At 58.6% G+C, this 22,963-nt stretch carries 21 protein-coding genes; 17 read left to right on the plus strand and 4 right to left on the minus strand.

The window, feature by feature from the left end:
* The first annotated feature begins 66 nt into the window (after positions 1-66).
* From RCI20_RS01930 to RCI20_RS01950, 5 genes are all read left to right on the plus strand, one after another.
* A complete protein-coding gene (locus RCI20_RS01930) occupies positions 67-1,347 on the plus strand; it encodes an NHLP bacteriocin system secretion protein (RefSeq protein WP_306602815.1) in 1,281 nt (426 codons plus the stop codon).
* Positions 1,348-1,350: 3 nt separating this feature from the next.
* On the plus strand, positions 1,351-3,549 hold the full coding sequence (locus tag RCI20_RS01935; protein WP_306602816.1) for an NHLP family bacteriocin export ABC transporter peptidase/permease/ATPase subunit: 2,199 nt from the start codon (positions 1,351-1,353) through the stop codon (positions 3,547-3,549).
* 5 nt (positions 3,550-3,554) lie between these two features.
* The gene (locus tag RCI20_RS01940) at positions 3,555-6,320 is read left to right on the plus strand and encodes an NHLP bacteriocin export ABC transporter permease/ATPase subunit (protein WP_306602817.1); all 2,766 of its coding nucleotides are present in this window, start codon (positions 3,555-3,557) and stop codon (positions 6,318-6,320) included.
* 39 nt (positions 6,321-6,359) lie between these two features.
* Positions 6,360-6,917: a cyclic nucleotide-binding domain-containing protein gene (locus RCI20_RS01945; protein ID WP_306602818.1), complete on the plus strand. Its 558-nt coding sequence runs from the start codon at positions 6,360-6,362 to the stop codon at positions 6,915-6,917.
* Between the two features lie 125 nt (positions 6,918-7,042).
* Positions 7,043-7,612, plus strand: a complete 570-nt coding sequence (locus RCI20_RS01950) for an LPP20 family lipoprotein (RefSeq protein ID WP_306602819.1) — start codon at positions 7,043-7,045, stop codon at positions 7,610-7,612.
* On the opposite strand, the gene RCI20_RS01955 is transcribed toward RCI20_RS01950, so the two are convergent.
* Positions 7,597-7,806: a hypothetical protein gene (locus RCI20_RS01955; protein ID WP_306602902.1), complete on the minus strand. Its 210-nt coding sequence runs from the start codon at positions 7,804-7,806 to the stop codon at positions 7,597-7,599. The genes RCI20_RS01950 and RCI20_RS01955 overlap by 16 nt on opposite strands.
* Between RCI20_RS01955 and RCI20_RS01960 the strand changes: the two genes are divergently transcribed.
* Positions 7,723-8,805 (plus strand): flagellar assembly protein T N-terminal domain-containing protein, encoded by a 1,083-nt coding sequence (locus RCI20_RS01960; protein ID WP_306602900.1) that lies wholly within the window; start codon positions 7,723-7,725, stop codon positions 8,803-8,805. The genes RCI20_RS01955 and RCI20_RS01960 overlap by 84 nt on opposite strands.
* Here the strand turns inward: RCI20_RS01960 and hypB are convergent.
* Both hypB and hypA read right to left on the minus strand, forming a co-directional pair.
* The gene (gene hypB, locus RCI20_RS01965; RefSeq protein ID WP_306602820.1) at positions 8,802-9,665 is read right to left on the minus strand and encodes a hydrogenase nickel incorporation protein HypB; all 864 of its coding nucleotides are present in this window, start codon (positions 9,663-9,665) and stop codon (positions 8,802-8,804) included. The genes RCI20_RS01960 and hypB overlap by 4 nt on opposite strands.
* An 8-nt stretch (positions 9,666-9,673) precedes the next feature.
* Positions 9,674-10,015, minus strand: a complete 342-nt coding sequence (hypA, locus tag RCI20_RS01970) for a hydrogenase maturation nickel metallochaperone HypA (RefSeq protein ID WP_306602821.1) — start codon at positions 10,013-10,015, stop codon at positions 9,674-9,676.
* Between the two features lie 123 nt (positions 10,016-10,138).
* Here hypA and RCI20_RS01975 point away from each other — a divergent pair, with 123 nt between their 5' ends.
* Positions 10,139-14,068, plus strand: coding sequence for an EAL domain-containing protein (locus RCI20_RS01975; protein WP_306602822.1), 3,930 nt, complete (start codon positions 10,139-10,141; stop codon positions 14,066-14,068).
* Here the strand turns inward: RCI20_RS01975 and RCI20_RS01980 are convergent.
* On the minus strand, positions 14,050-14,955 hold the full coding sequence (locus tag RCI20_RS01980) for a hydrogen peroxide-inducible genes activator (RefSeq protein WP_306602823.1): 906 nt from the start codon (positions 14,953-14,955) through the stop codon (positions 14,050-14,052). The genes RCI20_RS01975 and RCI20_RS01980 overlap by 19 nt on opposite strands.
* A gap of 161 nt (positions 14,956-15,116) precedes the next feature.
* Here RCI20_RS01980 and RCI20_RS01985 point away from each other — a divergent pair, with 161 nt between their 5' ends.
* From RCI20_RS01985 to ccmI, 10 genes are all read left to right on the plus strand, one after another.
* Positions 15,117-16,115: a cytochrome-c peroxidase gene (locus RCI20_RS01985; RefSeq protein ID WP_306602824.1), complete on the plus strand. Its 999-nt coding sequence runs from the start codon at positions 15,117-15,119 to the stop codon at positions 16,113-16,115.
* Between the two features lie 123 nt (positions 16,116-16,238).
* Complete coding sequence (gene ccmA / locus RCI20_RS01990) at positions 16,239-16,853, plus strand: cytochrome c biogenesis heme-transporting ATPase CcmA (RefSeq protein WP_306602825.1); 615 nt, start codon at positions 16,239-16,241, stop codon at positions 16,851-16,853.
* 10 nt (positions 16,854-16,863) lie between these two features.
* Positions 16,864-17,532, plus strand: a complete 669-nt coding sequence (gene ccmB / locus RCI20_RS01995) for a heme exporter protein CcmB (protein ID WP_306602826.1) — start codon at positions 16,864-16,866, stop codon at positions 17,530-17,532.
* Positions 17,529-18,290, plus strand: a complete 762-nt coding sequence (gene ccmC, locus RCI20_RS02000; RefSeq protein ID WP_306602827.1) for a heme ABC transporter permease CcmC — start codon at positions 17,529-17,531, stop codon at positions 18,288-18,290. The genes ccmB and ccmC overlap by 4 nt, the downstream gene beginning before the upstream one ends.
* Positions 18,287-18,475: a heme exporter protein CcmD gene (gene ccmD, locus RCI20_RS02005; RefSeq protein ID WP_306602828.1), complete on the plus strand. Its 189-nt coding sequence runs from the start codon at positions 18,287-18,289 to the stop codon at positions 18,473-18,475. Before ccmC ends, ccmD begins: the two co-directional genes overlap by 4 nt.
* The gene (gene ccmE / locus RCI20_RS02010; protein WP_306602829.1) at positions 18,472-19,008 is read left to right on the plus strand and encodes a cytochrome c maturation protein CcmE; all 537 of its coding nucleotides are present in this window, start codon (positions 18,472-18,474) and stop codon (positions 19,006-19,008) included. Before ccmD ends, ccmE begins: the two co-directional genes overlap by 4 nt.
* Positions 19,009-19,010: 2 nt before the next feature.
* Entirely contained in the window at positions 19,011-21,005 is a 1,995-nt protein-coding gene (locus RCI20_RS02015; protein ID WP_306602830.1) for a heme lyase CcmF/NrfE family subunit, read from the plus strand.
* Positions 21,002-21,589 (plus strand): DsbE family thiol:disulfide interchange protein, encoded by a 588-nt coding sequence (locus tag RCI20_RS02020; RefSeq protein WP_306602831.1) that lies wholly within the window; start codon positions 21,002-21,004, stop codon positions 21,587-21,589. Before RCI20_RS02015 ends, RCI20_RS02020 begins: the two co-directional genes overlap by 4 nt.
* Positions 21,586-22,065, plus strand: coding sequence for a cytochrome c-type biogenesis protein (locus tag RCI20_RS02025; protein WP_306602832.1), 480 nt, complete (start codon positions 21,586-21,588; stop codon positions 22,063-22,065). The genes RCI20_RS02020 and RCI20_RS02025 overlap by 4 nt, the downstream gene beginning before the upstream one ends.
* Positions 22,062-22,913, plus strand: coding sequence for a c-type cytochrome biogenesis protein CcmI (ccmI, locus tag RCI20_RS02030; RefSeq protein ID WP_306602833.1), 852 nt, complete (start codon positions 22,062-22,064; stop codon positions 22,911-22,913). The genes RCI20_RS02025 and ccmI overlap by 4 nt, the downstream gene beginning before the upstream one ends.
* Positions 22,914-22,963 lie beyond the last annotated feature (50 nt).

The following is a 22,963-nucleotide window of genomic DNA, read 5'->3' on the forward strand; positions in this document are numbered from 1 at the left end:
GCCTCTCATTTCGAATATCCGACAGCCGATCTGGTGCTCCGGTAAATTCAAAAACTGGATATCCCCGTGAGTGAAAAAAAGCTTGCTGCACGTCAGATTTTCCGCCAAGCAGCACTGGACCGTCTGTCCTCCCCCGAACAACTGGATCGTCTGCTCACGCTAACCGACACCAGGGGCTGGGTAGCCTTGGCGATTTGTGCCGGCCTGCTGTTCTGTTTCCTTTTCTGGAGCATATTCGGCAGGTTGCCAACCCATGTCACCGGTCAGGGCATCCTGATGCCGCGCAGCGGCCTGGTCGCCGATGCATCAAGCCAGGCCAGTGGTACCTTGGCGCGCTTTCTGGTCGGCACCAATGATCTGGTAAAAAAAGGGCAAGCCGTGGCCGTGGTCAATCAAACAGAGGCCGCCCGTCGCGCTGAAAATACGGAAGATGCCGTGCGCGACCAGGAAAAAATGCTGGCGCGCTTCGACCGCGACTATCAGCATGAATTGCGCAGCAAAACCGATAACCTGGGACGTCGACGCCAGGCACTACTCAAGTCGATCAGCGATGGCGAAAGCCGGGTAGCCTTCCTGATCCGCACCTTGAAACGCCAGGAAGAAACCGTCCAGAAGGGCTTTTTTTCTGAACGGGCACTCGACGACTCGCGAACGGAAATCAGCCGCGTTCGCCAGGAAATTGCCGACCATCGTCACGAACTGGCGCAACTGAACACGGAGCTGCTGGAATTTCGCAATCAGTACGAGCGCGGGCGAGATGATCTGGTGTTCAAAGTCAATGAGGCACGCCGCCTGGCAGGCCAGCAAGCCTTGATCCTGGCCCGCGACTCCATCATCACCGCCCCCAACGATGGTCGGGTGATCGAACTCAAACTGGCACCGGGTGCCATGGTGCAAGCAGGTCAGTCGGTATTGAGCATCGAAAATGGCGAAGGCGAACTAGGAGCACTGGTGTATATGCCGACGGAACACGGCAAGAAACTGGTCCCGGGACAGGAAGTTCGCCTGGCACCAGCCAACGTGAAGAAAGAAGAATACGGCACGTTGCGCGGCCGTATCGAGAGCATTTCCGAATTCCCGGTTTCACGCGAAGGCATCATTTCGGTACTGCCCAATGCGGCACTCGCCGACATGTTCTTCCAGAAAGGGCCACCCTACGCGGTACAGATCAGCCTTGAGCCTGACGCCGGGTTGAGTAGCGGCTATCGCTGGACTTCGGCCGAAGGCCCTCCCTTCCCGATCGTCAGCGGCACCACGGTCAATGCTGAAGTTACCGTCGAAGAACAACGGCCAATCAGCCTGTTGATTCCTTTCCTGCGCAAGACTTCCGGTCTCTACCTGCACTGAGCCATGGCGCACCCAGCCGGATCGACCTCGACGCCAGCCCAGACCGCGATGATTGAAAAGCGCGTCAAGACACCGACCATCCTGCAAATGGAAGCCGTGGAGTGCGGCGCGGCAGCATTGGCCATCGTGCTGGCTTACCACGGACGCTGGGTGCCGCTGGAGGAACTGCGCAATGCGGCAGGCGTCTCCCGAAACGGCAGCAAAGCCAGCAACCTGTTGAAATGTGCGCGCAATTACGGATTGTCAGCTCGTGGCTTCACGAAGGATAAGCCGGAATCGATCATGGCGATGCCGGTGCCATCCATCTTGCACTGGAACTTCAATCACTATCTGGTGTTTGAAGGCATCAAGGATGGCGTGGTCTATCTCAACGATCCGGCCAGCGGCCCTCGCCAGGTCAGTATTGAAGAACTGGCCGAAAGCTTTACCGGCGTCTTGCTGGTGTTCGAACCCGGCCCGGATTTCAAACCCGCCGGCCGCCCTCCTTCACTGTTCCGGGAATTGGCCGAGCGCCTGCAGCACTCCCGCCAGGCACTCGGGTTTGTCGCCATCTCCAGTATTCTGCTGGTGATCCCCGGCGTCGTCGTTCCGGTATTTTCCAAAGTTTTTGTCGACAACGTACTGATCCAGAACCAGGAGGAATGGCTACGCCCCCTCTTGCTGGGCATGTTCCTCACGGTGCTGGTGCGCGGTTTTCTGGTCTGGATCCAGCAGCACTATCTGCTGCGCCTGGAATTGAAACTGGCAATCACCATGTCGAGCCGCTTCCTGAGCCATGTGCTGCGTCTGCCGATGAGCTTTTTCACGCAACGACAAGCCGGCGATGTCGCCAACCGGATCGCCGCCAGTGAGCGCATTGCCCAGTTGCTGTCCGGCGAACTGGCGACCAACTTCTTCAACTTGATCGCCGTACTGTTCTACGCAATCGTGATGTTGCTGTTCAATTGGCAACTCGCGACCATCTGTATCGGCCTGGCTTCGGTCAACTACCTGATGTTGAAGAAAATGGCGCGCAGCCGCACCGATACTGCGGGACGCATGGTGAACGACCTCGGCAAGCTGGCCGGCGCAACGGTCGGCAGCATTCACGGCATCGAAACCATCAAGGCTGGCGGGATGGAACAGGCGGCCTTCGCAAGCTGGTCGGGTTACCAGGCATCCACGCTGGATAGCCAGCAACGACTGGGCGCACAAAATATCTGGCAAAGTTCGACGCCCGCCCTGTTGACCGGACTGACCACCGTCGCCGTGCTCGGACTTGGCGGTTATCAGGTCATGCAGGGCAGCATGACCATGGGCGACCTGATTGCCTTCCAGGTTCTGATGGCCGGCTTCACGCAGCCGATTGGCAAACTGGTCGGGCTGGCGAGCACCTTGCAGACAGTGAAAGGCCTGTTGGTACGACTCTCGGATGTTTTCCGCTACCCGCTCCCGGCCCGAACCGAAGAAGACAGCGCAACGGACATTGCCGTGGCTTCCCGCTTGCAAGGTCATCTCGAGCTGAAGAATGTCAGCTTTGCCTACAGTCCGCTCGATCCACCATTGATCAAGAACCTGTCACTCGATCTTCTGCCGGGTAAGCGCATTGCACTGGTCGGCTCATCCGGCAGCGGTAAATCGACCCTGGGCCGCCTGTGTTGCGGTTTGCTGCAGCCCAGTGAAGGCAGCATCCTGCTTGACGGCCAAGCCTTGGCCAGTCTGTCCAATCGCGTATTCGCCGAAGCCGCCGCCTATGTCGATCAGGATATTTTCCTGTTCGAAGGCAGTTTGCGCGACAACCTGACCTTATGGGATGCCAGCATTCCGGAAGCGATGCTCCGGCAAGCACTCGATGACGCCCGGATCAGCCAGGAAATTGCTTTACGCCCGGATACGCTGGACACCCATGTGAATGAAGGCGGCGGCAATTTCAGCGGCGGTGAACGTCAGCGACTTGAAATCGCCCGGGCGCTGGTGCGCAATCCGGTGCTTCTGGTTCTCGACGAGGCAACTGCGGCGCTGGATACGGTGACCGAAAAAGCCATCGACGACAATATCCGGCGTCGAGGCTGTGCCTGCATCATCGTCGCCCATCGCTTGTCCACCATTCGCGACTGCGATGAAATCCTGGTGCTGAAGCATGGCGAAGTGGTTGAACGCGGCACGCATGAAGCATTGATGGCTTTGAATGGCGAGTATGCCCATCTGATCGGAATGATGTAGCCACGATGACGACACCGGACCAAGCAGCACACGCCATCGATGCCGCACTCCTCGCCTGTTGGCCGGGAAAGCCGGAGGATCTGAGCGCCCGGACGCCGCTACGCCTTGACGGTGAGCCGGGCATCATCCTGCTGACACGCGGCTGCATCAATGTTTTTTGTGTCGATCCGTTACCGTCTGGAAACGAAGCCCGGCACGACGAATTGTGCGGTCGACGGCATTTTTTGCTGCAAATTGCACCGGGTGAAATACTGCTCGGAATACCGGCCGTCGACGGTCGCGCCGTCATCGCCGTACCCGTTCAAGGCACCAGCATATTGCGTAGCGCTGATGCGCAGGCGCAATTGGCAACCTTGCCGGGTGAATTGGCCGAAACCCTGTACCAGCGCTGGTGGCAGCATCTCGGACTAGCAGCCGGCATGGCCTCGGAGACACCAGCACCAAGCGCGACACTGGCGACACAAAGCGCGGAAGCCAGCCGCCTCATTGCTGCCCGTATCCATCGCGAATCCGCTGGTCGACGCGAAAATCTGGCCAATATCTGGGATGAAACCCGGCAAGATGTTGCCAATGGCCTGGGCCAACTGGCAAGGGTACTGCAGGCATCACCTTTGGCGGACGATGAGGCCGCGGACGACACGCAGGAGTCGCCTCTCGTCCGCGTGCTCCGCCGCGTCACCGACGCCGCCCGAATCGAGCTGACATTACCGCCGGAACAGCATCGGGCCACCGACCCCGATGCGCTGCTGGCTGCGCTGGAACTGAGAAGTCGACGCGTCTTGCTCAGGAATAAATGGTGGCAGCAGGAAAATGGACCACTGCTCGGCATGCGGGAAAACGGCCAACCGGTTGCCCTGTTGCCCACACCTCGCGGCCGGGGCTACATGCTGTTCGACCCGGACGAGAACGAGCAACAAGCAATCGACGAAGAATTGGCAAACACCCTGCAGCAGGAAGCCACCATGCTGTACCGGCAATTGCCGGATCGCCCATTGAACGCCGGGGATCTCTGGGCCTTTGCCCGGGCTGGCATCGCTGCCGACAGCAGGCTGATGTCGCTGATGGGTATGGCCGCCGCAGCACTCGCCATGCTCACGCCCATCGCTACCGGCATGCTGATCGAATCGATCATCCCGCGGGCTGCCTATTTTCAGCATTGGCAACTTATCGCCGCACTCCTCGCGGCAGCAATTGGCGCAGCCGGCTTCGAGCTGACCAAGGGCTTCGCCATGCTGCGCATCGAGGGGCGCATCGATGCCGGTCTTCAGGCCGCACTATTTGATCGCCTGCTACGCCTGCCAACCGGTTTTTTCAAGCAATACACGGCGGGTGACCTGGGGGACCGAACGCTTGGCGTGCAAACCATCCGGGAAACCTTGTCCACAACGGTGGTCACGGCAATCCTGGCCGGCCTGTTTTCCCTCACCAGCCTGCTGACCATGTTCTGGTTCAGCTGGAAACTCGGCCTGATCGGACTGGCCATTGTTCTTGTCGTACTCGGATTCTCTGCCTGGCTGGGTGCCCATCAATTACGCCAGGAACGGGAACAGATACGCTATCAAGGCAGGGTTGAAGGCCTGGTACTGCAATTCATCACAGGCATTGCCAAGCTACATGCCGCTGCCGCCGAAGCCCGAGCATTCGCTGTATGGGCCAGGCTCTATCAGAAACAGAAGCAACGCTTCGCCAATGCCCAGCGGGCAGCCAATGTTCAGGAACTGGTGCAAACCTGCATCCCGATACTGGCCAGCATGCTGATTTTTGCCTGCATGGTCTGGTTGCTTGAGCGTTCGGCCATCGACCTGAAGCTGGAAAGCCTGGCCAACACCACAAGTACACTGGTTCGCCCGGATGAAGAACCGGACAAAGTCCTATCTGCCGGCGACATGCTGGCCTTCAATGCGGCTTTCGGCCAGTTCCTGCAAGCCATGATCGGCATGACCTTGGCCCTGACCAAAGCACTTGGCGTCATGCCTATGTTCGAACGGCTGCGCCCCTTGCTGCGCCAGCTGCCGGAAAGCGGCAAGCATCTTCAGGCACCGGGAAAGCTGAAAGGCAGCATCGAGTTTTCCGAGGTGAGTTTTCGCTACATTCCCGAATCATCGCCCTTGCTTGAGCGGATTTCACTGAAGATAGAACCCGGACAATTTGTGGCAATTGTCGGGCCGTCGGGCAGCGGAAAATCGACCTTGGTGCGCCTGATGATGGGCTTCGAAATCCCGGAACGCGGTGAAATACTCTTCGATGAAAAACCCCTCGGCGGGCTCGACCTGACCGCCTTGCGACGGGCCATCGGGATCGTCTTGCAAAATGGTCGCATTGCTGCCGGCAGCGTATTTTCCAACATCGCCGGCAATGCCCGCATCACCCATGACGAAGCAATGGAAGCGGCCCGTCAAGCCGGACTGGATACAGATATCGAAGCGCTCCCGATGGGACTGCACACGGTGCTGCAGGAGGGCGGCAGCACCTTGTCCGGCGGCCAGCGACAACGTTTGCTACTGGCCCGCGCCCTGGTGCGCAAACCGGCCATACTTTTGCTCGACGAGGCGACTAGCGCACTGGACAACGAAACCCAATCCATCGTCATGCAGCGTCTCAATCAACTGGCAGTCACCCGCGTCGTGATTGCGCATCGACTATCGACCATTCGGAATGCCGACCAAATTATCGTCATCAATGACGGGAAAATCGTCGAACAAGGACAGTTCGACGCACTGATGTCAGCCAATGGCTGTTTTGCCGATCTGGCAAGACGGCAACTTCTATGACGCAACATTCAAGCATTTGATCACCCGGGGATAAATGACATGCGCAAGGTGCTATACATTTTTGGTCTGTTGACCGACAGCGATATCGAATGGCTGGCCAGAATAGGCTCACCAAGGAGTTTGACCGATGGCACCGTGCTGATCCGGGAGGGCGAAAAAATCGACCGGATGTTCATCCTGATCGACGGCCACATGGATGTCTCGGTTGCCGGGCTTGGCATTGTCGCCAACCTGGGTTCAGGCGAAATATTGGGCGAAATGTCTTTTGTCGACAGTTCCCCCACCTCGGCCACGGTCACCGCTCGCGGCGAAGTGAAATTGCTTGAATTACCCAAGCGGGCACTCGAAGCACACTTCGCCGAAGACCCAGGCTTCGGGATGCGTTTTTTCCGCGCCCTCACGGTATTTTTGGCCGACCGCATGCGGTCGACCATAAAACGCATGGGCTATGGCAAGGTCGGCGATCTGAACGCCGATGAAATGATGGAAGACGAACTGGACGAAAGCTTGCTCGATACCGTGTCAATCGCCGGTGATCGTTTCAGCCGCATGATGAAAGTTTTGTCGGGCAGTTCGGGGCATGGCGAACGCCCATGAAACCATTTTCACAAAACCATAAATGACAAACAAAACCCTGTTTAATCATCGGATTAAAAAACACTGCTAAAGTTATTTGATATCATGCCGAAGAACGGTAAAGAATTTACCAATAGGGGCTCGAAATGACTCAGCGCGTATCAAATTTGATCAAATACATCGGCCTTGGCTTGGGTATCACACTCCTCGGCGGCTGCGCTTCGGACAGATGCTGTGACGTCAGAAATGCCTACGCTCAACGCGACATCGCAACAGCACAGCTACCTGCACAAGATGCCATGCCCGCCACACCGATCAAACTGCAGGCAGTCGGTCACGGCACCCCTGGTGCCTACACACAACATACTCACGCCCAGCAGCGGCTGATGGCCATGCGGGCCGCGCAGGTAGACGCCTACCGCAATCTCGCGGAACAGGTTTATGGCTTCCGGGTGTGGGGTGGTACCTCTGTGTCGGCATTTGCCACACAAAATGACAGCATCCGCACTTATGTGGACGCCGTCATTCGCGGTGCCCGACTGGTCAACATAACCTCAATTGCTGATGGTAATTTCGAAGCGACTGTTGAACTCGAAGTCAGCCAACAGTTCCATAGTTGCATGACTTCACCGGGTAGTTGTGACATACGCGCCTTCGCCTCAGGGCAGACCGGACCATTAACAGCCATGCCGAATGGCAATTACGTCAGCAACTGAAATTGAATAATTTCGTCCACCAAACGTTCAGAAAATTGATTTTCTGGACGTTTTTGTTTGCCGCCCTGCCTTCGAATGCCAACGAACTGGTCGTTGAAGGAACTGCGCTGATCAAAAATGGTGATCTTGGTCAGGCCAGGGAACAGGCCACACGCAGAGCCCTGGCCCAGGCAAGCGAAATGAAGAGTGCTCATGTCAGCGCAGCATCAATCGTGCAGCCTGACGCGGTATATGACACCGTACAAGTCAAATCCTCGGCATGTACCGAAAACGCCGAGCAACTCTCCGAACGCGTTACCGGTAATGAACTAACCGTTGTTTTGCGCGTATCGCTGCGCGACGGCCCTGAATGCAAGCCAGCGTGCCGTGGCGCATACACCAACAAGCTGCTGGTCACTGGCTTTGCCATGGAATTTCCCGATCAGAAACTGGCCTCGGAACTTCCCCGACTGAGTCATTTGACTGCCGGCGAACTGGCCAGAAAAATTCGCCAAAACCGGCGTCTGCTGGTCGACTTCAAGGGTGATGCGTTTCCATACCTGGCACCGGCACGCGCCCCCGAGCCTTATGTTCCCCCCAATGGTACGGAAACTTTTTTTGCCACCCTTGGCAAGAATCATCGTGCGCAATACGTTTTATCCGGGATTTATCGCGATTTCGGCATCAAAGGGTTTCTGCCCTTCCTGCAAATGCCATTCAGGGAAACCCGACGGATCGAAATCGAGGCATTCATCCATGACGCCATCACTGGTGAAATGCTGGTGCGCAAAAACTTCGTCCGGGAAGCCAAGGGTTCAGTACGCCTGAACAGCAGTCCATCAGTCGGCTCAGAGGCGTTTTATCGCGGTGACCTGGGCACAGCCTGGGGCAGTGCCCTCGAAGAAATTGCCGCCTGGGCCGATACAGAGGCTGCCTGCCTGCCCCTGAGCTCACGCATCATCAGTGTCACCGGGACAACCATGCACATTGATAGCGGTGCGGAATCAGGCTTGTCAGTCGGCGACACCCTTAACCTGCACACTTGGAAAGAGTCTGCAGTCCTTGGCATGAATGGCGCCTTCCTTGGACAGGAAAAACGCATACGTGCCACAGCCAGCATCCGGGCGGTCTATCCGAAATTCTCGGTCATTGAAATCAGCGACTTCCCGAAAGGACTGGTCGTTAAACCAGGGGACATCCTTTACGTCAACTAGGCCCTTTGCCGGCTGGACAATCCCGTTCTGAGCCAGGCCAGCCATTCAGCCATGCCTTCGCCGGTCTTCGCCGAAACACGGAAAATACGCAGAGCCGGGTTGACCCGGCGGGCGTTCGCCTCAGCCAGATCAACGTCAAACTCCAGATAAGGCAACAAGTCACATTTGTTGAGCAGCAGCACATCGGCCGCTGCGAACATGTCCGGATATTTGAGCGGCTTGTCCTCACCCTCAGTCACCGACAGGATGGCCACCTTGTGCTGCTCGCCGAGATCGAAAGCTGCCGGACAAACGAGATTGCCGACATTTTCGATCAGGAACAGGGACGCATCTGCAGGCTGTAAACGCTGCATGGCCTGGCCGACCATCTGGGCATCCAGATGACAGCCCTTGCCGGTATTGATCTGAATGGCCGGCACGCCGGTCGCACGGATGCGTTCGGCATCGTTGGCCGTTTGCTGATCCCCCTCGACCACAACGATGGGCACGACATGCTGGAGTAACTCGATACTCTTCACCAGTAGCGTGGTTTTGCCGGAACCTGGGCTGGAAACCAGGTTCAGGGCAAAAATGCCATGCTCTTCAAACCACAGCCGATTGGCTGCCGCATAGTCATTATTCTTGCGCAGGATATCCTGCTCGATCTGTACCATGCGGGTCTGGCTCATACCCGGCGCATGCGCCCGCGCCGGACCACTGGCAAAGTTGAGGTTACCAGCAGGGTGTGTCTGATGCTGATGGCTATGCCGGTAAGCATGGCCGTGGGCATGGCGATACACCGTCCCGTCAGCGCGAACATGCTCATGTTCTGCATCACCGATTCTGACTTCCCCTTCGCCACAACCGCAAACTGTACACATGGTGCCTCCTATTCGATTTCGATTTCCTTGACCCGCATCTCCATCCCAGCCGTTGGCTGCATCCGGTAATCACCGCACACCGGACAACAATCGTACAGCGCCTGCATCGGCTGGCTGGCAGCACACTGCGGACACCAAGCCAGGCCAGGCACGGGAAGAATATCCAGGATTGCGCCGTCAGCTACTCCAGCACACGTCACGGCATCGAAACAAAAGCGCAGTGCATCAGGCTCGATAGACGACAGGCAGCCAATTTCCAGCACGACCCGTCTAACCTTCAGGGCATTTTCGCGCTTTGCCGTCTCTTCGACCAGTTCGACGATGCCTTCGGCCAGCGACATTTCATGCATGCATTCACTCCTGTTGCTGCAACGAATCGCTGAATTATTCGCAAAATCAGCAAAAACTCCAGTCAAATAATACGCTAGCGATTAATCAACAGATTTTCTCCGGCCACCACTAAAATAGCCCACATGCGCCATATTTCCGACCCCACGCTATCGCCCGCCTCACCTATCACCTCCGATACGATGCCAGCAGAAGTGGGAGATGACGTAAACAAAGCTACGCAGAATCGGCAAACTCGTCACGATGAAGCTTTAGTCATCCGTAATGCAGCACTGGCCGGCTTGTTGCGCGGCGAACGCTTGGAAAACCTGCTCGAACTGATCGTGCTATCAGCCGAACATGAAGCCAGCAACGTCAAATGCGCCATTCTGCTCGCCGCTGCCGATACGCTCAGCGTTGCTGCAGCACCCAACCTGCCCGAAGCCGCCCGCGCCATACTTTGCAACATACCAATTGCCGATCAGACCGGCATCTCCGGCACCGCAGCCTATCGCCGGGGCGAGGCCTGCCTGGAAAATCTTTTTACTGATCCGGCAGGCGAACCTTACCGTGAATTCGCCCGCCTGGCCGGTATCACTTCCGGCTGGGCCGAACCCTTGCTCGGGCCCGGCGACGAACTGCTTGGTACATTTTCCGCCTACTGCGCCCACCCCGGCGACTTTCCCGATAGCTTGCGTGCCTCGCTGCACCAGGCCAGTCAGGTCGCCTCACTGCTGATTCTGCAACATCGTCAGGCCGCAGCGGTGCAATCCGGCGAGGCAACGTTTCACGGTTTGTTCGAAGCGCTGGACGACGCATTGTTTGTTGTTGATGCCGATGGGCGCATTCTTGATGCGAATCCGGCTGCCGAACGCCTGACACAACACGAGCGCACCGAACTGATCGGGACAAACCCGGATTTTCTCGCCGCCCCCGACATGAACGATCCTGGCGCACTGCAACTCGCCATCGCGACAGCGCTCGCTGGCCGGCCGCAGGCCATCGAATTCTGGGGACGCAATCGTCACGGTCACCTGCTGCTGATGCATTTGCAACTCTCTGGAACCGCCTATTTTGGTCAGCCTGCGATTCTCATGACGGCAAGCGATATCAGCGAACAGCGCGCTGAAGAACGGCGCCTGGTCATTGAGCGCGACCTGTCGACTGCATTGGCCAGCGACAGCGACCGGCACAGCCTGCTCTGCACCATGCTCGAAATAGCGCTGCGCTACCCGGAATTCAACGCAGGCTGCATCCACTGGCAAACCAGGGATGGCGGCTACGAACTGCTGGTCGAACAGGGATTTTCGCCAGAATATGCCAAAAGACTTGACCATTACCCACCCGATGACCGGCTGTCAGCATGTATTCGGGACTGCCGGATCGCCTGCAGTAACAGCAACTGCGCCAAACAATGTGGCGGATGTGCCAATACGCTGAGCGTAGACCGGTTCGCCAAAGACCTTCACTCGTTAATCGTGCTGCCCCTCGTTGTAGAAGGGCGTGCCGTGGCATGCATCACACTGGGTAGCCAACGGACCAAGCAGATTCCCGAATCGACCTGCTTGGCGGTACAAAACATGGCCCGCCATTTCGCCCTGGCCCTGGCGCGCCAGACGGCTCAGGCAGCCGCCCATCAGTCACGCGAAAATCTGAGCGGCCTGTTCGATGCGCTGCAGGATTTCATTTTCATCCTGGATGAAACAGGCCGCATCCTGCATCACAACCGAGCGGTCAACAACCTCCTTGGCTATCCGGCCGGCAAACTCGTCGGGCAAGCGATTTCTGCGGTCCACCCGGAAAATTGTCGAGAAATGGCCGCTACGGCGATGCGCGACATGCAGGCTGGAGACACCAGTAGTTCCCTGCTCCCCATCCTGCGCCTCGATGGCAGCAGCCTGGCGGTCGAAACCCGTCTACGCCGAGGTTGGTGGAATGGCGAACCGGCGCTGATCCATATCTCCCAGGACATCAGCGAGCGGGTCGCCAGCGAAGAAAAACAGCAACTCGCCGCCAGCGTCTTTGCCAATGCTCATGAAGGCATCATGATCACTGATGTCCAAGGCCGCATCATCGAAGTCAATCCAACGTTCACTGAGCTGACCGGCTTCAGCCGCACCGAGGCAATTGGCCGTAACGCCGACCTGCTCAACTCGGGTCATCACGATAAAAATTTTTACCGTGAAATGTGGCGGGCCATTTATGAAGATAGTTACTGGCGCGGAGAAGTATGGAATCGCAAGAAATCCGGAGAGATTTTCGTTGAATTGCTGACGATCTCGGCCGTACGCAATTCGACACAAACCATCACGCACTACGTTGCCATATTTTCCGATATCACCCTGATCAAGGAACACCAGCAACGCTTGGAACACCTTGCCCACTTCGATGCGCTGACCCAACTGCCCAATCGCATGCTGCTCGCCGACCGTTTGCAACTGGCCATGGCGCATGCCAGTCGGCATCGGCGCATGCTCGCCGTTTGCTACCTTGATCTCGACGAATTCAAACCGGTCAATGACAACTACGGCCATGCCGCTGGAGACCGCCTGTTGATCGAGGTTGCGCAGCGACTCAAAAGTTGCGTCCGCGGTGACGATACGGTGGCTCGATTGGGTGGCGATGAATTCGTCCTGCTGCTGTCCGGCCTGGTTGACATCCATGAATGCGACCAAGCAGTCAAGCGTATCTCGTCCGCACTGACACAAGCATTCATCATTGCCGATCATGAAGTGCTGATTTCGGCCAGTATCGGCGTCACACTATATCCGCAGGACGGCTCGGATGCCGACACCCTGCTGCGGCATGCAGACCAGGCGATGTACATTGCCAAGCAGGCGGGACGCAATCGGCATCACCTGTTCGACCCGGAAAACGACCGCCGGGCCCGCCGTCGGCGTGACGAAGTCACGCGCATCCACGAAGGTTTGCTGGCTGGGGAATTCGTGCTTTACCACCAACCCAAGGTCGATATGCGACAAGGGCGGGTGATTGGCGCCGAAGCCCTGATCCGCTGGCAACACCCGGAGCGTGGCTTGCTGCCACCAGCAGAATTCCTGCCGGCAACCGAAGGTAATGAACTGGCCATCGAACTGGGCGACTGGGTGATCCGGACGGCGCTGGATCAGTTATCCGAATGGGCCGCAGCCGGCATAGACCTTGAACTGAGCATCAACATCGCTGGCGAGCACCTGCAACACCCCGGCTTTGCCCGGGAACTGGCCAGACACCTGGCTGCCCACCCCGACGTCCGCCCCGAACGGCTGGCACTCGAAGTGCTGGAAACGGCAGCCATCGACGATATTGCCGGCGTCGCCGATCTGTTTGGCGAATGCCGGCAACTCGGCGTCAGCTTCGCTCTGGATGATTTCGGAACGGGCTATTCATCGCTGACCTATTTCCGTCGCCTACCCGCCGAGATGCTGAAGATCGATCAATCATTTGTTCGCGACATGCTCGACGATCCGGAAGATCTGGCCATCGTCGAAGGGGTCATCGGCCTGACCCGTGCGTTCAAGCGCCAAGTGATTGCCGAAGGCGTCGAGACCGTCGAACACGGACTGGTCTTGCTACTGCTCGGCTGCGACTTGGCGCAGGGCTACGGCATTGCCCGCCCCATGCCGGCAGCCGAACTCCCCGACTGGATTGCAGCATTCCGGCCCGACGAGCTGTGGGGCGCCGCTTCGGCCTTTGAATGGTCACGCGAGGACCTCCCGATGCTGATCGCCGAAGTCGACCATCGCCGCTGGATGAAGGCCCTGGAAAAATACATGGGCGACGACACATCGAATTCCCCGATGCCGGAACTTGACGACAAGGCTTGCGGCTTCGGACGCTGGTATCACGGCGCGGGAGCCAAACGCTACGGTGACATTCCCGCCTTCCAGATGATCGAAGACGTTCACCTCCGGCTGCACCATATCGCCCGGCAAATGTCTGCGCAACACCAGAGCGAACTGCGTGAAGCACACACCGAACACTGGCCGGCATTGCACGAAACCAGCCTGCAACTCGCCGATTTGTTACAGCAGTTACAGGCCGAAATCCTGATCGGGACTCAGGCCAGCAAACGGTAAGCCGGCGAGTTCAGACCGCGCACGGCGGACAACAGCGCATCAATCGCCTTGGGTCGCACAAAACAGCTGCGCCAGGCCAGTGCGACTCGGCGCGACGGCTCGGGCGGGGTAAACGGGATGACGCTGATCATGTCGTTACGGTAAGGGTGCTGCAATGCACCGTCCGGCAAAACCGAAACCCCCAGCCCGGAAGCCACCATGCAACGTATGGTGCCAATCGAATGGCCGAGACGAATATCGGTTTCGGGACTGCTGACCTGTGGACAGGCACCAAGCACCTGATCGCGGAAACAGTTACCCGCCTTCAACAATAAAACCTCATCCCCTGCTACATCCTCCGGCGCGATGGCCTCGCGGGTTTCCCAAGGATGTCCGCTGGGCACTACCACCTTGAATACTTCATCGTACAAAGGACGGGTCAGTACCCCAGGCAAATCGAACGGCAATGCCAGGATGGCCACATCAAGATCGTTGTCGCGCAGCATTTCAGCCAGATTGGCCGTCATGTTTTCCTCGATGACCAAAGGCATGTTCGGCGCCACGCGTTTCAGTGAATGGATCAACTGCGGCAGCAAATATGGACCTATGGTGTGAATTACCCCAAGACGCAAGGTGCCATCCAGTTGATCACGCCCGCGCTGGGCGATCTGGCGGACTTTTTCGGCCTCGTCGAGCGCGTGCTGCGCCTGCTCCACCACTTTTGCACCAACCAGGCTGGGACTGACAAAGCCCTTGCCGCGCTCGAACAACTGCACACCCAATTCATCCTCAAGACGAGCGATAGCCACACTCAGCGTGGGCTGACTGACTGAACAGCGTTCGGCAGCACGGCTGAAATTCTTTTCCTGGGCAAGCGCCACGATGTAGCGCAACTCGGTCAAGGTCATGCTTTCTCCTCGAATACCAGGCTCAAATGGCCCCTTCAACTATAGGGGTTACCTATAGTCACTATAGCCAAAAGCCATGAAAATCATTGACTTGGATCAAGTCTAGCATAGAGACCAAGGGGAGAATGGGCTGACCGTTTTTACAAAGAGGGAGATTCAATATGAAACGTACCGTCCTTTCCACCGCCATCGCGCTACTCGCTGGCTTCACCATTCATAGCGCCGTCCAGGCCGCTGACGAACCGATTCAGCCGATCAAACCGGCAGCCAACATCAACCTCGGCATGGTTGAACTGGGCAAGAAGCTGTACTTCGATCCCCGCTTGTCCAAGTCCGGCTTCATCTCCTGCAACTCCTGTCACAACCTCTCGATGGGCGGCACCGACAATATTCCGACCTCGATCGGCGACAAGTGGCAACAAGGCCCGATCAACGCACCGACTGTGCTCAACTCCAGCCTCAACGTCGCCCAGTTCTGGGATGGCCGTGCGTCCGACCTCAAAGCCCAGGCTGGCGGCCCGATCGCCAACCCGGGCGAAATGGGTTTCACCCACACACTGGCAGTCAACGTACTTGAATCGATCCCGGGTTACGTCCGCGAATTCAAGCAAGTCTTCGGCAAGGACAAGATCAGCATCGAAGAAGTGACGCTGGCCATTGCCGAATTCGAAAAGACTCTGGTGACGCCGAATTCACGTTTCGACCAATGGCTTTTGGGTAAAAAGGATGCGTTGACCGCAGAAGAGCAAGCCGGCTACAAGCTGTTCAAGGATAGCGGCTGCGTTGCCTGCCATAACGGCGAAGCCGTTGGCGGCAACTCGTTCCAGAAGATGGGCGTCGTCGAGCCGTACAAGACCAAGGCCACGGCAGGCGGTCGAGCCGATGTGACGGGCAAGGATGCCGACCGCTTCAACTTCAAGGTACCGACGCTGCGCAATGTGGAAATGACCTATCCGTACTTCCACGACGGTGCAGCCAACACGCTGACCGAAGCCGTCGACATCATGGGCCGTCTGCAATTGGGCAAGAAGTTCACCAAGGATGAAAACGCCAAGGTCGTCGCCTTCCTGAAAACCCTGACCGGCGATCAACCAAACTTCCAGTTGCCCATCCTGCCGCCGTCTACCGACGCTACCCCGCGTCCGACGCCGTTCAAGTAAAGCAACTCACTTAGCGCCAATTCGGGGGCTGCGGTCCCCGTTTTTTTCTTGTTTGATTCACCTCAATCTGCCGGTACACTTGCGCGTCCATAATTTGCGCCTGACTCAACCGGGTTTTCTCCCATGCTGGAAGCTGACAATCTGGAATGCGTGCGCGGCGAGCGCCGCCTGTTCGCAGGCCTCGGCTTTCGTCTGGAAGCGGGGGAACTGCTCTACCTGCAAGGCCGCAATGGCGCCGGGAAAACCAGCCTGTTGCGCATGCTGATCGGACTGCTGCCGCCGGAAAACGGCGAAATCCGCTGGCGGGGCGAGCTGATCGATGAAGCGGGCGAGGCGTTTCGCGCCGATCTCTGCTACCTCGGCCACTTGAACGCCATCAAGGAAGACCTGACGCCGCTGGAAAACCTGCTGTCCGCCGCCCGCCTGGCCGGACTCACACTCTGCGAAGACGATGCAATCGATGCGCTGGAGCAGGTCGGTCTGGCTGGCCGGGAAGACCTGGCCTGCAAATATCTGTCGCAGGGCCAGAAACGCCGTGTCGCGCTGGCCCGCTTGGTCGTTGACCGGCGCCCGCTGTGGATACTCGATGAACCCTTCGTCGCCCTCGACGTTGCTGCGGTCGACTGGCTGGCCGGCATCATTTCCGGCCACCTGCAGCGCGGCGGCATGGCCGTCATGACCACCCATCAACTGGTTGCCATCCCGGCCGGCACCGTTCGCGAATTACGGATCGGTTGAGGCGCCGGGGATGCTAAATATCGTCTTTTCCGTCATCGCCCGCGACCTGAAGCTGGCCATGCGTCGCCAAGCCGATATTGTCTCGGCACTGTTCTTTTTCGTCATCGTGGTCAGCCTGTTCCCGCTCGGCATCGGCCCGGAACCGGACCTGCTGCGTCAATTGGCGCCCGGCGTGCTGTGGGTGGCGGCCTTGCTCGCCACGATGCTCTCGCTGCCGCGCATGTTTGCCGACGATCACCGTGACGGCACGCTCGAACAACTGGCCCTGTCGCCCAATCCGCTCGGTCTGATCGTCACCGGCAAAGTAATCGCTCACTGGCTGGTTTCAGGCCTGCCGCTGGCCCTGATCGCCCCCATCCTCGGCATCCAGTTCGACCTCTCGGGCGATGCACTGCTCGTATTGACCGGTGCCATCCTGCTTGGCACGCCGGCCCTGTCCGGCATTGGTGCCATTGGTGCTGCCTTGACGCTAGGCGTCCGTGGCGGCGGTGTTCTTTTGTCCCTGCTGGTTCTCCCGCTCTACATTCCGGTGCTAATATTCGGCGCTGGCGCAGTTGATGCGACGGTGTCCGGTCTCGGGGGGGAAGGACATCTTTCACTGCTCATTGCAATGACTTTTGCTGCAATCGGTTTCGCCCCCTGGGCGTCGGCTGCGGCCTTGAAGATCGCCCTCGAATGAACGACCGCTTCAATTTATCCCGCTTCAGCTTTTATCGCTTCGCCTCGCCCGCCATCTTTTATCCGCTGGCCGGCAAGATGATTCCCTGGTTCATCGCTGCCGCCGTGCTGTTCGGCCTGGCCGGCCTGTATATCGGCATGCTCGTCGCACCGACCGATTTCCAGCAGGGCGAGGGTTACCGGATCATCTTCATCCACGTCCCGACCTCCTGGATGAGCATGTTCATCTACCTGATCATGGCCTTCTGGGCCGCCATCGGCCTGGCCTTCAATACCCGGCTGTCCGGCATGATGGCGCAGGCACTGGCCCCGACCGGCGCGCTGATGGCCTTCCTGTCGCTATGGACCGGCGCGCTATGGGGCAAACCGATGTGGGGTACCTGGTGGGTGTGGGACGCCCGCCTGACCTCGGAACTGATCCTGCTTTTCCTTTATATCGGTTACATGGCGTTGACCGCAGCAATCGACGATGCACGGCGTGCCGACAAGGCCGGCGGCATTCTGTTGCTGGTCGGCGTGGTGAACATCCCGATCATCTATTTCTCGGTGAAATGGTGGAACACGCTGCATCAAGGCTCCAGCGTCAACCTGACCAAATCGGCGATGGCCGAAGTCATGCTGTGGGGCATGTTGCTAATGGCACTGGCTTTCTGGATGTATTCGATTGCTGTGGCCCTGACGCGGGTCCGCACGCTGATCCTCGAACGCGAACGCCATACCGACTGGGTCAAGGCCGAGCTGGAGGGCGTTAGCAAATGATTTACTGGAACAGTTTTGGCGATTTTCTCGCCATGGGTGGCTATGGACTGTACGTCTGGGGCTCTTTCGGCCTGACCGCGCTGGTCATGATCATTGAACCGATTGCCGTCGCGCGCCAACGCAAGACCACCATTACCCGCCTGAAGCGCCAGTTGCGCGCAGAGTCCCGGAGTCACGAAGCATGAAGTCACGCCATAAGAAACTCGCCCTGATCGCTGGCGCCGTCGCACTGATCGGCATCATCGCCGCCCTCGTGCTGAATGCCCTGAACAGCAACATCGCCCTTTACATATCGCCGACCGACGTCGTCGCCGGCAAGGCACCGCAGGACAAACTGTTCCGTATCGGCGGGCTGGTCAAGGAAGGCAGCATCCAGCGCCAGGCCGACGGCGTGACGATCCGCTTCATCATTACCGATTCGGAAACCGATGTCTTCGTCGATTATGTCGGCATCCTGCCCGACCTGTTCATGGAAGGCAAAGGCGCCGTGGCCCAGGGCAAGCTGATGCCCGATGGCACGATCAAGGCCAGCGAAGTGCTGGCCAAGCATGATGAGAACTACATGCCGCCAGAAGCTGCAAAGGCGTTGAACGATGCCCATGAACGTGGTGTCCAGAAGCAGAATGATAAAGCCGGCATTGCTGCCACACCCGCTGCCACACCTGCCGGCGCTCCAGCCACACCCGCAGCACCCGCACAACCGAAAGCGAGTTACTGAGCATGATTCCTGAAATTGGTCATTTCGCCCTCATTCTCGCCGCACTGACTGCGCTGCTGCTCGGCACCTTGCCGCTGATCGGTGCTCATACCGGACGCCAGCCATGGATTGCACTGGCCCGGCCGGCCACCACCGCATTCGCACTGCTCGTCACCTTTTCCTTTGCCTGCCTGACTTGGGCGTTCATCGCCAACGACTTTTCCGTCGTATATGTCGCCCAGCACTCGAACACGCTGCTGCCAACCGAATACCGCATGGCCGCCGTCTGGGGTGGCCACGAAGGTTCGCTGCTGCTGTGGATGCTGATGATGTCCTGGTGGGCACTGGCTGTCCGGCTGTTCTCCGGCCATCTGCCGGAAACCATGCTGGCCCGCGTCCTTGGTACGCTGGGACTGGTCTCTTTCGGCTTCCTGCTGTTCATCCTGTTCACGTCCAATCCCTTCCAGCGTCTTTTGCCGGGTGCGGCCGAAGGGCGCGATCTGAATCCGTTGCTGCAGGACCCCGGCCTGATCATTCATCCGCCGCTGCTCTACATGGGCTACGTCGGTTTTTCGGTCGCCTTCGCCTTCGCCATTGCCGCGCTGCTTTCCGGCAAGCTTGATGCCGCCTGGGCCCGCTGGTCGCGGCCGTGGACCACGGCGGCCTGGTGTTTCCTGACCTTGGGCATAGCGATGGGCTCGTGGTGGGCTTATTACGAGCTGGGCTGGGGTGGCTGGTGGTTCTGGGATCCGGTCGAAAACGCTTCCTTCATGCCCTGGCTGGTCGGCACCGCACTGATCCATTCGCTGGCCGCCACGGAAAAGCGCGGCAGCTTCAAGAACTGGACCGTGCTGCTGGCGATCTCGGCGTTCTCGTTGTCGCTGCTCGGTACCTTCCTCGTCCGCTCCGGTGTATTGACCTCGGTGCACGCCTTCGCCACTGATCCGACCCGCGGCATCTTCATCCTGATTTTCCTCGTCGCGGTGATTGGCTCATCGCTCGCGCTGTTTGCTTGGCGCGCGCCGTCAGTCGGACTGGGCGGGCGTTTCGGTCTGGTTTCCCGCGAATCGCTGCTGCTGACCAACAATGTATTGCTGGTGGTTTCCTGTGCCACCGTGCTGCTCGGCACACTGTACCCACTGCTGATCGATGCGCTTGGCGTTGGCAAGATTTCCGTCGGCCCACCGTATTTCGATGCGGTGTTCGTCCCGGTCATGTTGCCGATTCTTTTCCTGATGGCCGTCGCACCTTTCGCCCGCTGGAAGGAAGCCTCGGTGGCAGAAATTGTTCGTACCCTGCGCTGGGCCTTCGTCGCCGCACTCGTTGTCGCCATCGCCGTGCCGCTCATTTATGGCAAATTCAAGCTGTTGACCGCAATCGGCATCCTGCTCGCCGCCTGGATATCACTGGCTGCCGGACTCAACTTCATCCAGCGAACCAATCACACCCGTGCCGGCCGCAGCTTCATCGCTGCCGCGCTTGATCAGCCGGCCAGTTTTGCCGGCATGCATCTCGCCCACATCGGTATCGCGGTATTTGTCGTCGGTGTCACCATGGTCTCCAGCTACCAGCAGGAGAAAGACATCAAGATGGGGCCGGGCGACACCGTGGAGGTTGCCGGCTACAGCTTTACGTTCAACGGCGTCAAGGCGGTCAAGGGGCCGAATTACCAGGCCGCCCAAGGCGAATTCGATCTAGCCATGAACGGCAAGTTTCTGCGCAAGCTGAATCCGGAAAAACGCAACTATTTCTCCTCGACCATGCCGATGACCGAAGCCGCCATTGATGCCGGCCTGTTGCGCGATGTTTATGTTTCGCTCGGCGAACCGATCAACCCGGACCAGCCGGAAGGCGACTGGGCCGTACGGGTTTATTACAAGCCTTTCGTTGACTGGATCTGGGGCGGCAGCGTGTTGATGGCACTTGGCGGCTTGCTGGCCATGCTCGACCGGCGCTACCGGAATCGGCGTAAAAACCCCAAAGATGAGGCCATCACACCGGCCGGAGCGCAAGCATGAATCGTTATTACTGGATATTGGGCGCCTTTGCCGCGCTGGTTATTCTGCTCGCCGTCGGACTGAATCTGAACCCGCGCGAAGTGCCCTCACCACTGGTCGGCAAACCCGCACCGGCGTTCAAACTGGCGGTGCTGGGTAAGGAAGGCCAGACCATGAGTCCCGAAGACATGAAGGGCAAGGTCTGGCTGCTCAACGTCTGGGCCTCGTGGTGCGTCTCCTGCCGTCAGGAACACCCGGTGCTGGTCGACTTCTCGCGCCGTGGCAGCGGCACGCCGATCGTCGGCCTCAACTACAAGGAACTGCGCGGCGACGGCAGCATCGACATGCGTCGCATCGCCCCCGATCAGGAAGTGCCATTGGCCCTGCAACGCGCAAATGGCTGGCTGAGCGAACACGGTGACCCCTACCAGCTTACTGTTATGGACATCGATGGACGCGTCGGCATCGACTACGGGGTTTATGGCGTGCCGGAAACTTACGTCATCGACAAGGCCGGGATCATCCGGATGAAACACACCGGGCCGATCTCGCCGCAAATCCTCAGCGACAAAATCCTGCCGCTGGTCGCGGAGCTGAACAAATGATCTTCGCCCGCGTATTGTTTTTTGCCCTCAGCCTGCTGTCGACCGCAGTATTTGCTTCAGCCGCCAATGAAGCGGCGCTGGCCGAAGACCCGGTTGCCGAAAAGCGCCTGCAAGCACTATCCAAAGAGCTGCGCTGCCTGGTTTGCCAGAACGAGACGATTGCTGATTCGAACGCCGAACTGGCGGTCGATCTGCGCCGTGAAATTCGCGGCATGATCCGTGACGGGCGCTCGGATGCCGACATCCTCGACTTCATGGTGACCCGCTACGGCGATTTCGTGCTCTACCGACCACCCGTCAAAGCCATCACCTTGCTGCTCTGGGGTGGCCCCCTGATGCTCCTGTTGGTCGGCATCATCGCCATGCGCAGTTATCTGAAACGCCGCGGCATCCAGGTGGCAGCCAACGACAAGCCCCTCTCCGCCGAGGAAGCCCAGCGCGCCCAGTCGCTGCTCAAGGAAGTCGACCAAAAATGACCCAGTTCGCGATTTACGCCATCCTGCTCATCGTCACCGTAGCCGCATTCATTTTGCCGCCGCTGTGGTTCGGCAAACGCCGCCAGGCATCCGGAGCCGACCGGAAAGCCACCAACTTGGCCATTTTCCGTGATCAACTGGCCGATCTCGAGCGGGACCGGAGCGATGGCACGCTGCTTGAGGCTGATTTCGCACAGGCGAAGAACGAATTGCAACGGCGCTTGCTGGACGAAGTCGAAACCAGCGCTGAGCTCAACGCCAACACCACCCAACCGCCAAGCACGTCGACCAGTCGTCCAACCGCCATCATCCTGCTGCTTGTCTTGCCGATACTTGCAGTTGGCGCCTACGCCTTGCTCGGCAATCCCCGGGCGCTGGACCCGGTAGCGACGACACCGCAGAAGCAGATGACGGCTGCCGATATCGAAGGCATGGTGGCCAAACTGGCCGAGCGCATGAAGAACAACCCCGATGATCTCAATGGCTGGCTGATGCTGGCCCGCTCCTACAAGATGATGGGACGTTATAGCGATTCCGTCGACGCTTACGCCAAGGCCGAGTCGGTCATCGACAACGATCCGGAACTATTGGCCAGCTATGCAGAAACCATCGCCATGGCCAGCGGCAAGGGTTTAACCGGGAAGTCGCGAGAATTGATCGCCAAAGCACTGAAACTCGATCCAAAACACGCGCACAGCCTGTTCCTGGCCGGCGCAGCCGCGATGGAATCCGGCGATAGCAAAACGGCGATAGCCCACTGGGAAGCGCTGCTGCCGCAAGTCGAAGCGGGTTCCGAGCTGGATCAAATGCTGCGCAAGGGTATCGAGCAGATGAAACAGGGCAAGTGATGTTCTCCTGAGCGGGAAGGCGGTATGCTTGCGCATGTTGCCAATGTCTC

The sequence above is a fragment of the Azonexus sp. genome (assembly GCF_030824335.1).
In the GTDB taxonomy this organism is placed as follows: Bacteria; Pseudomonadota; Gammaproteobacteria; order Burkholderiales; family Rhodocyclaceae; genus Azonexus.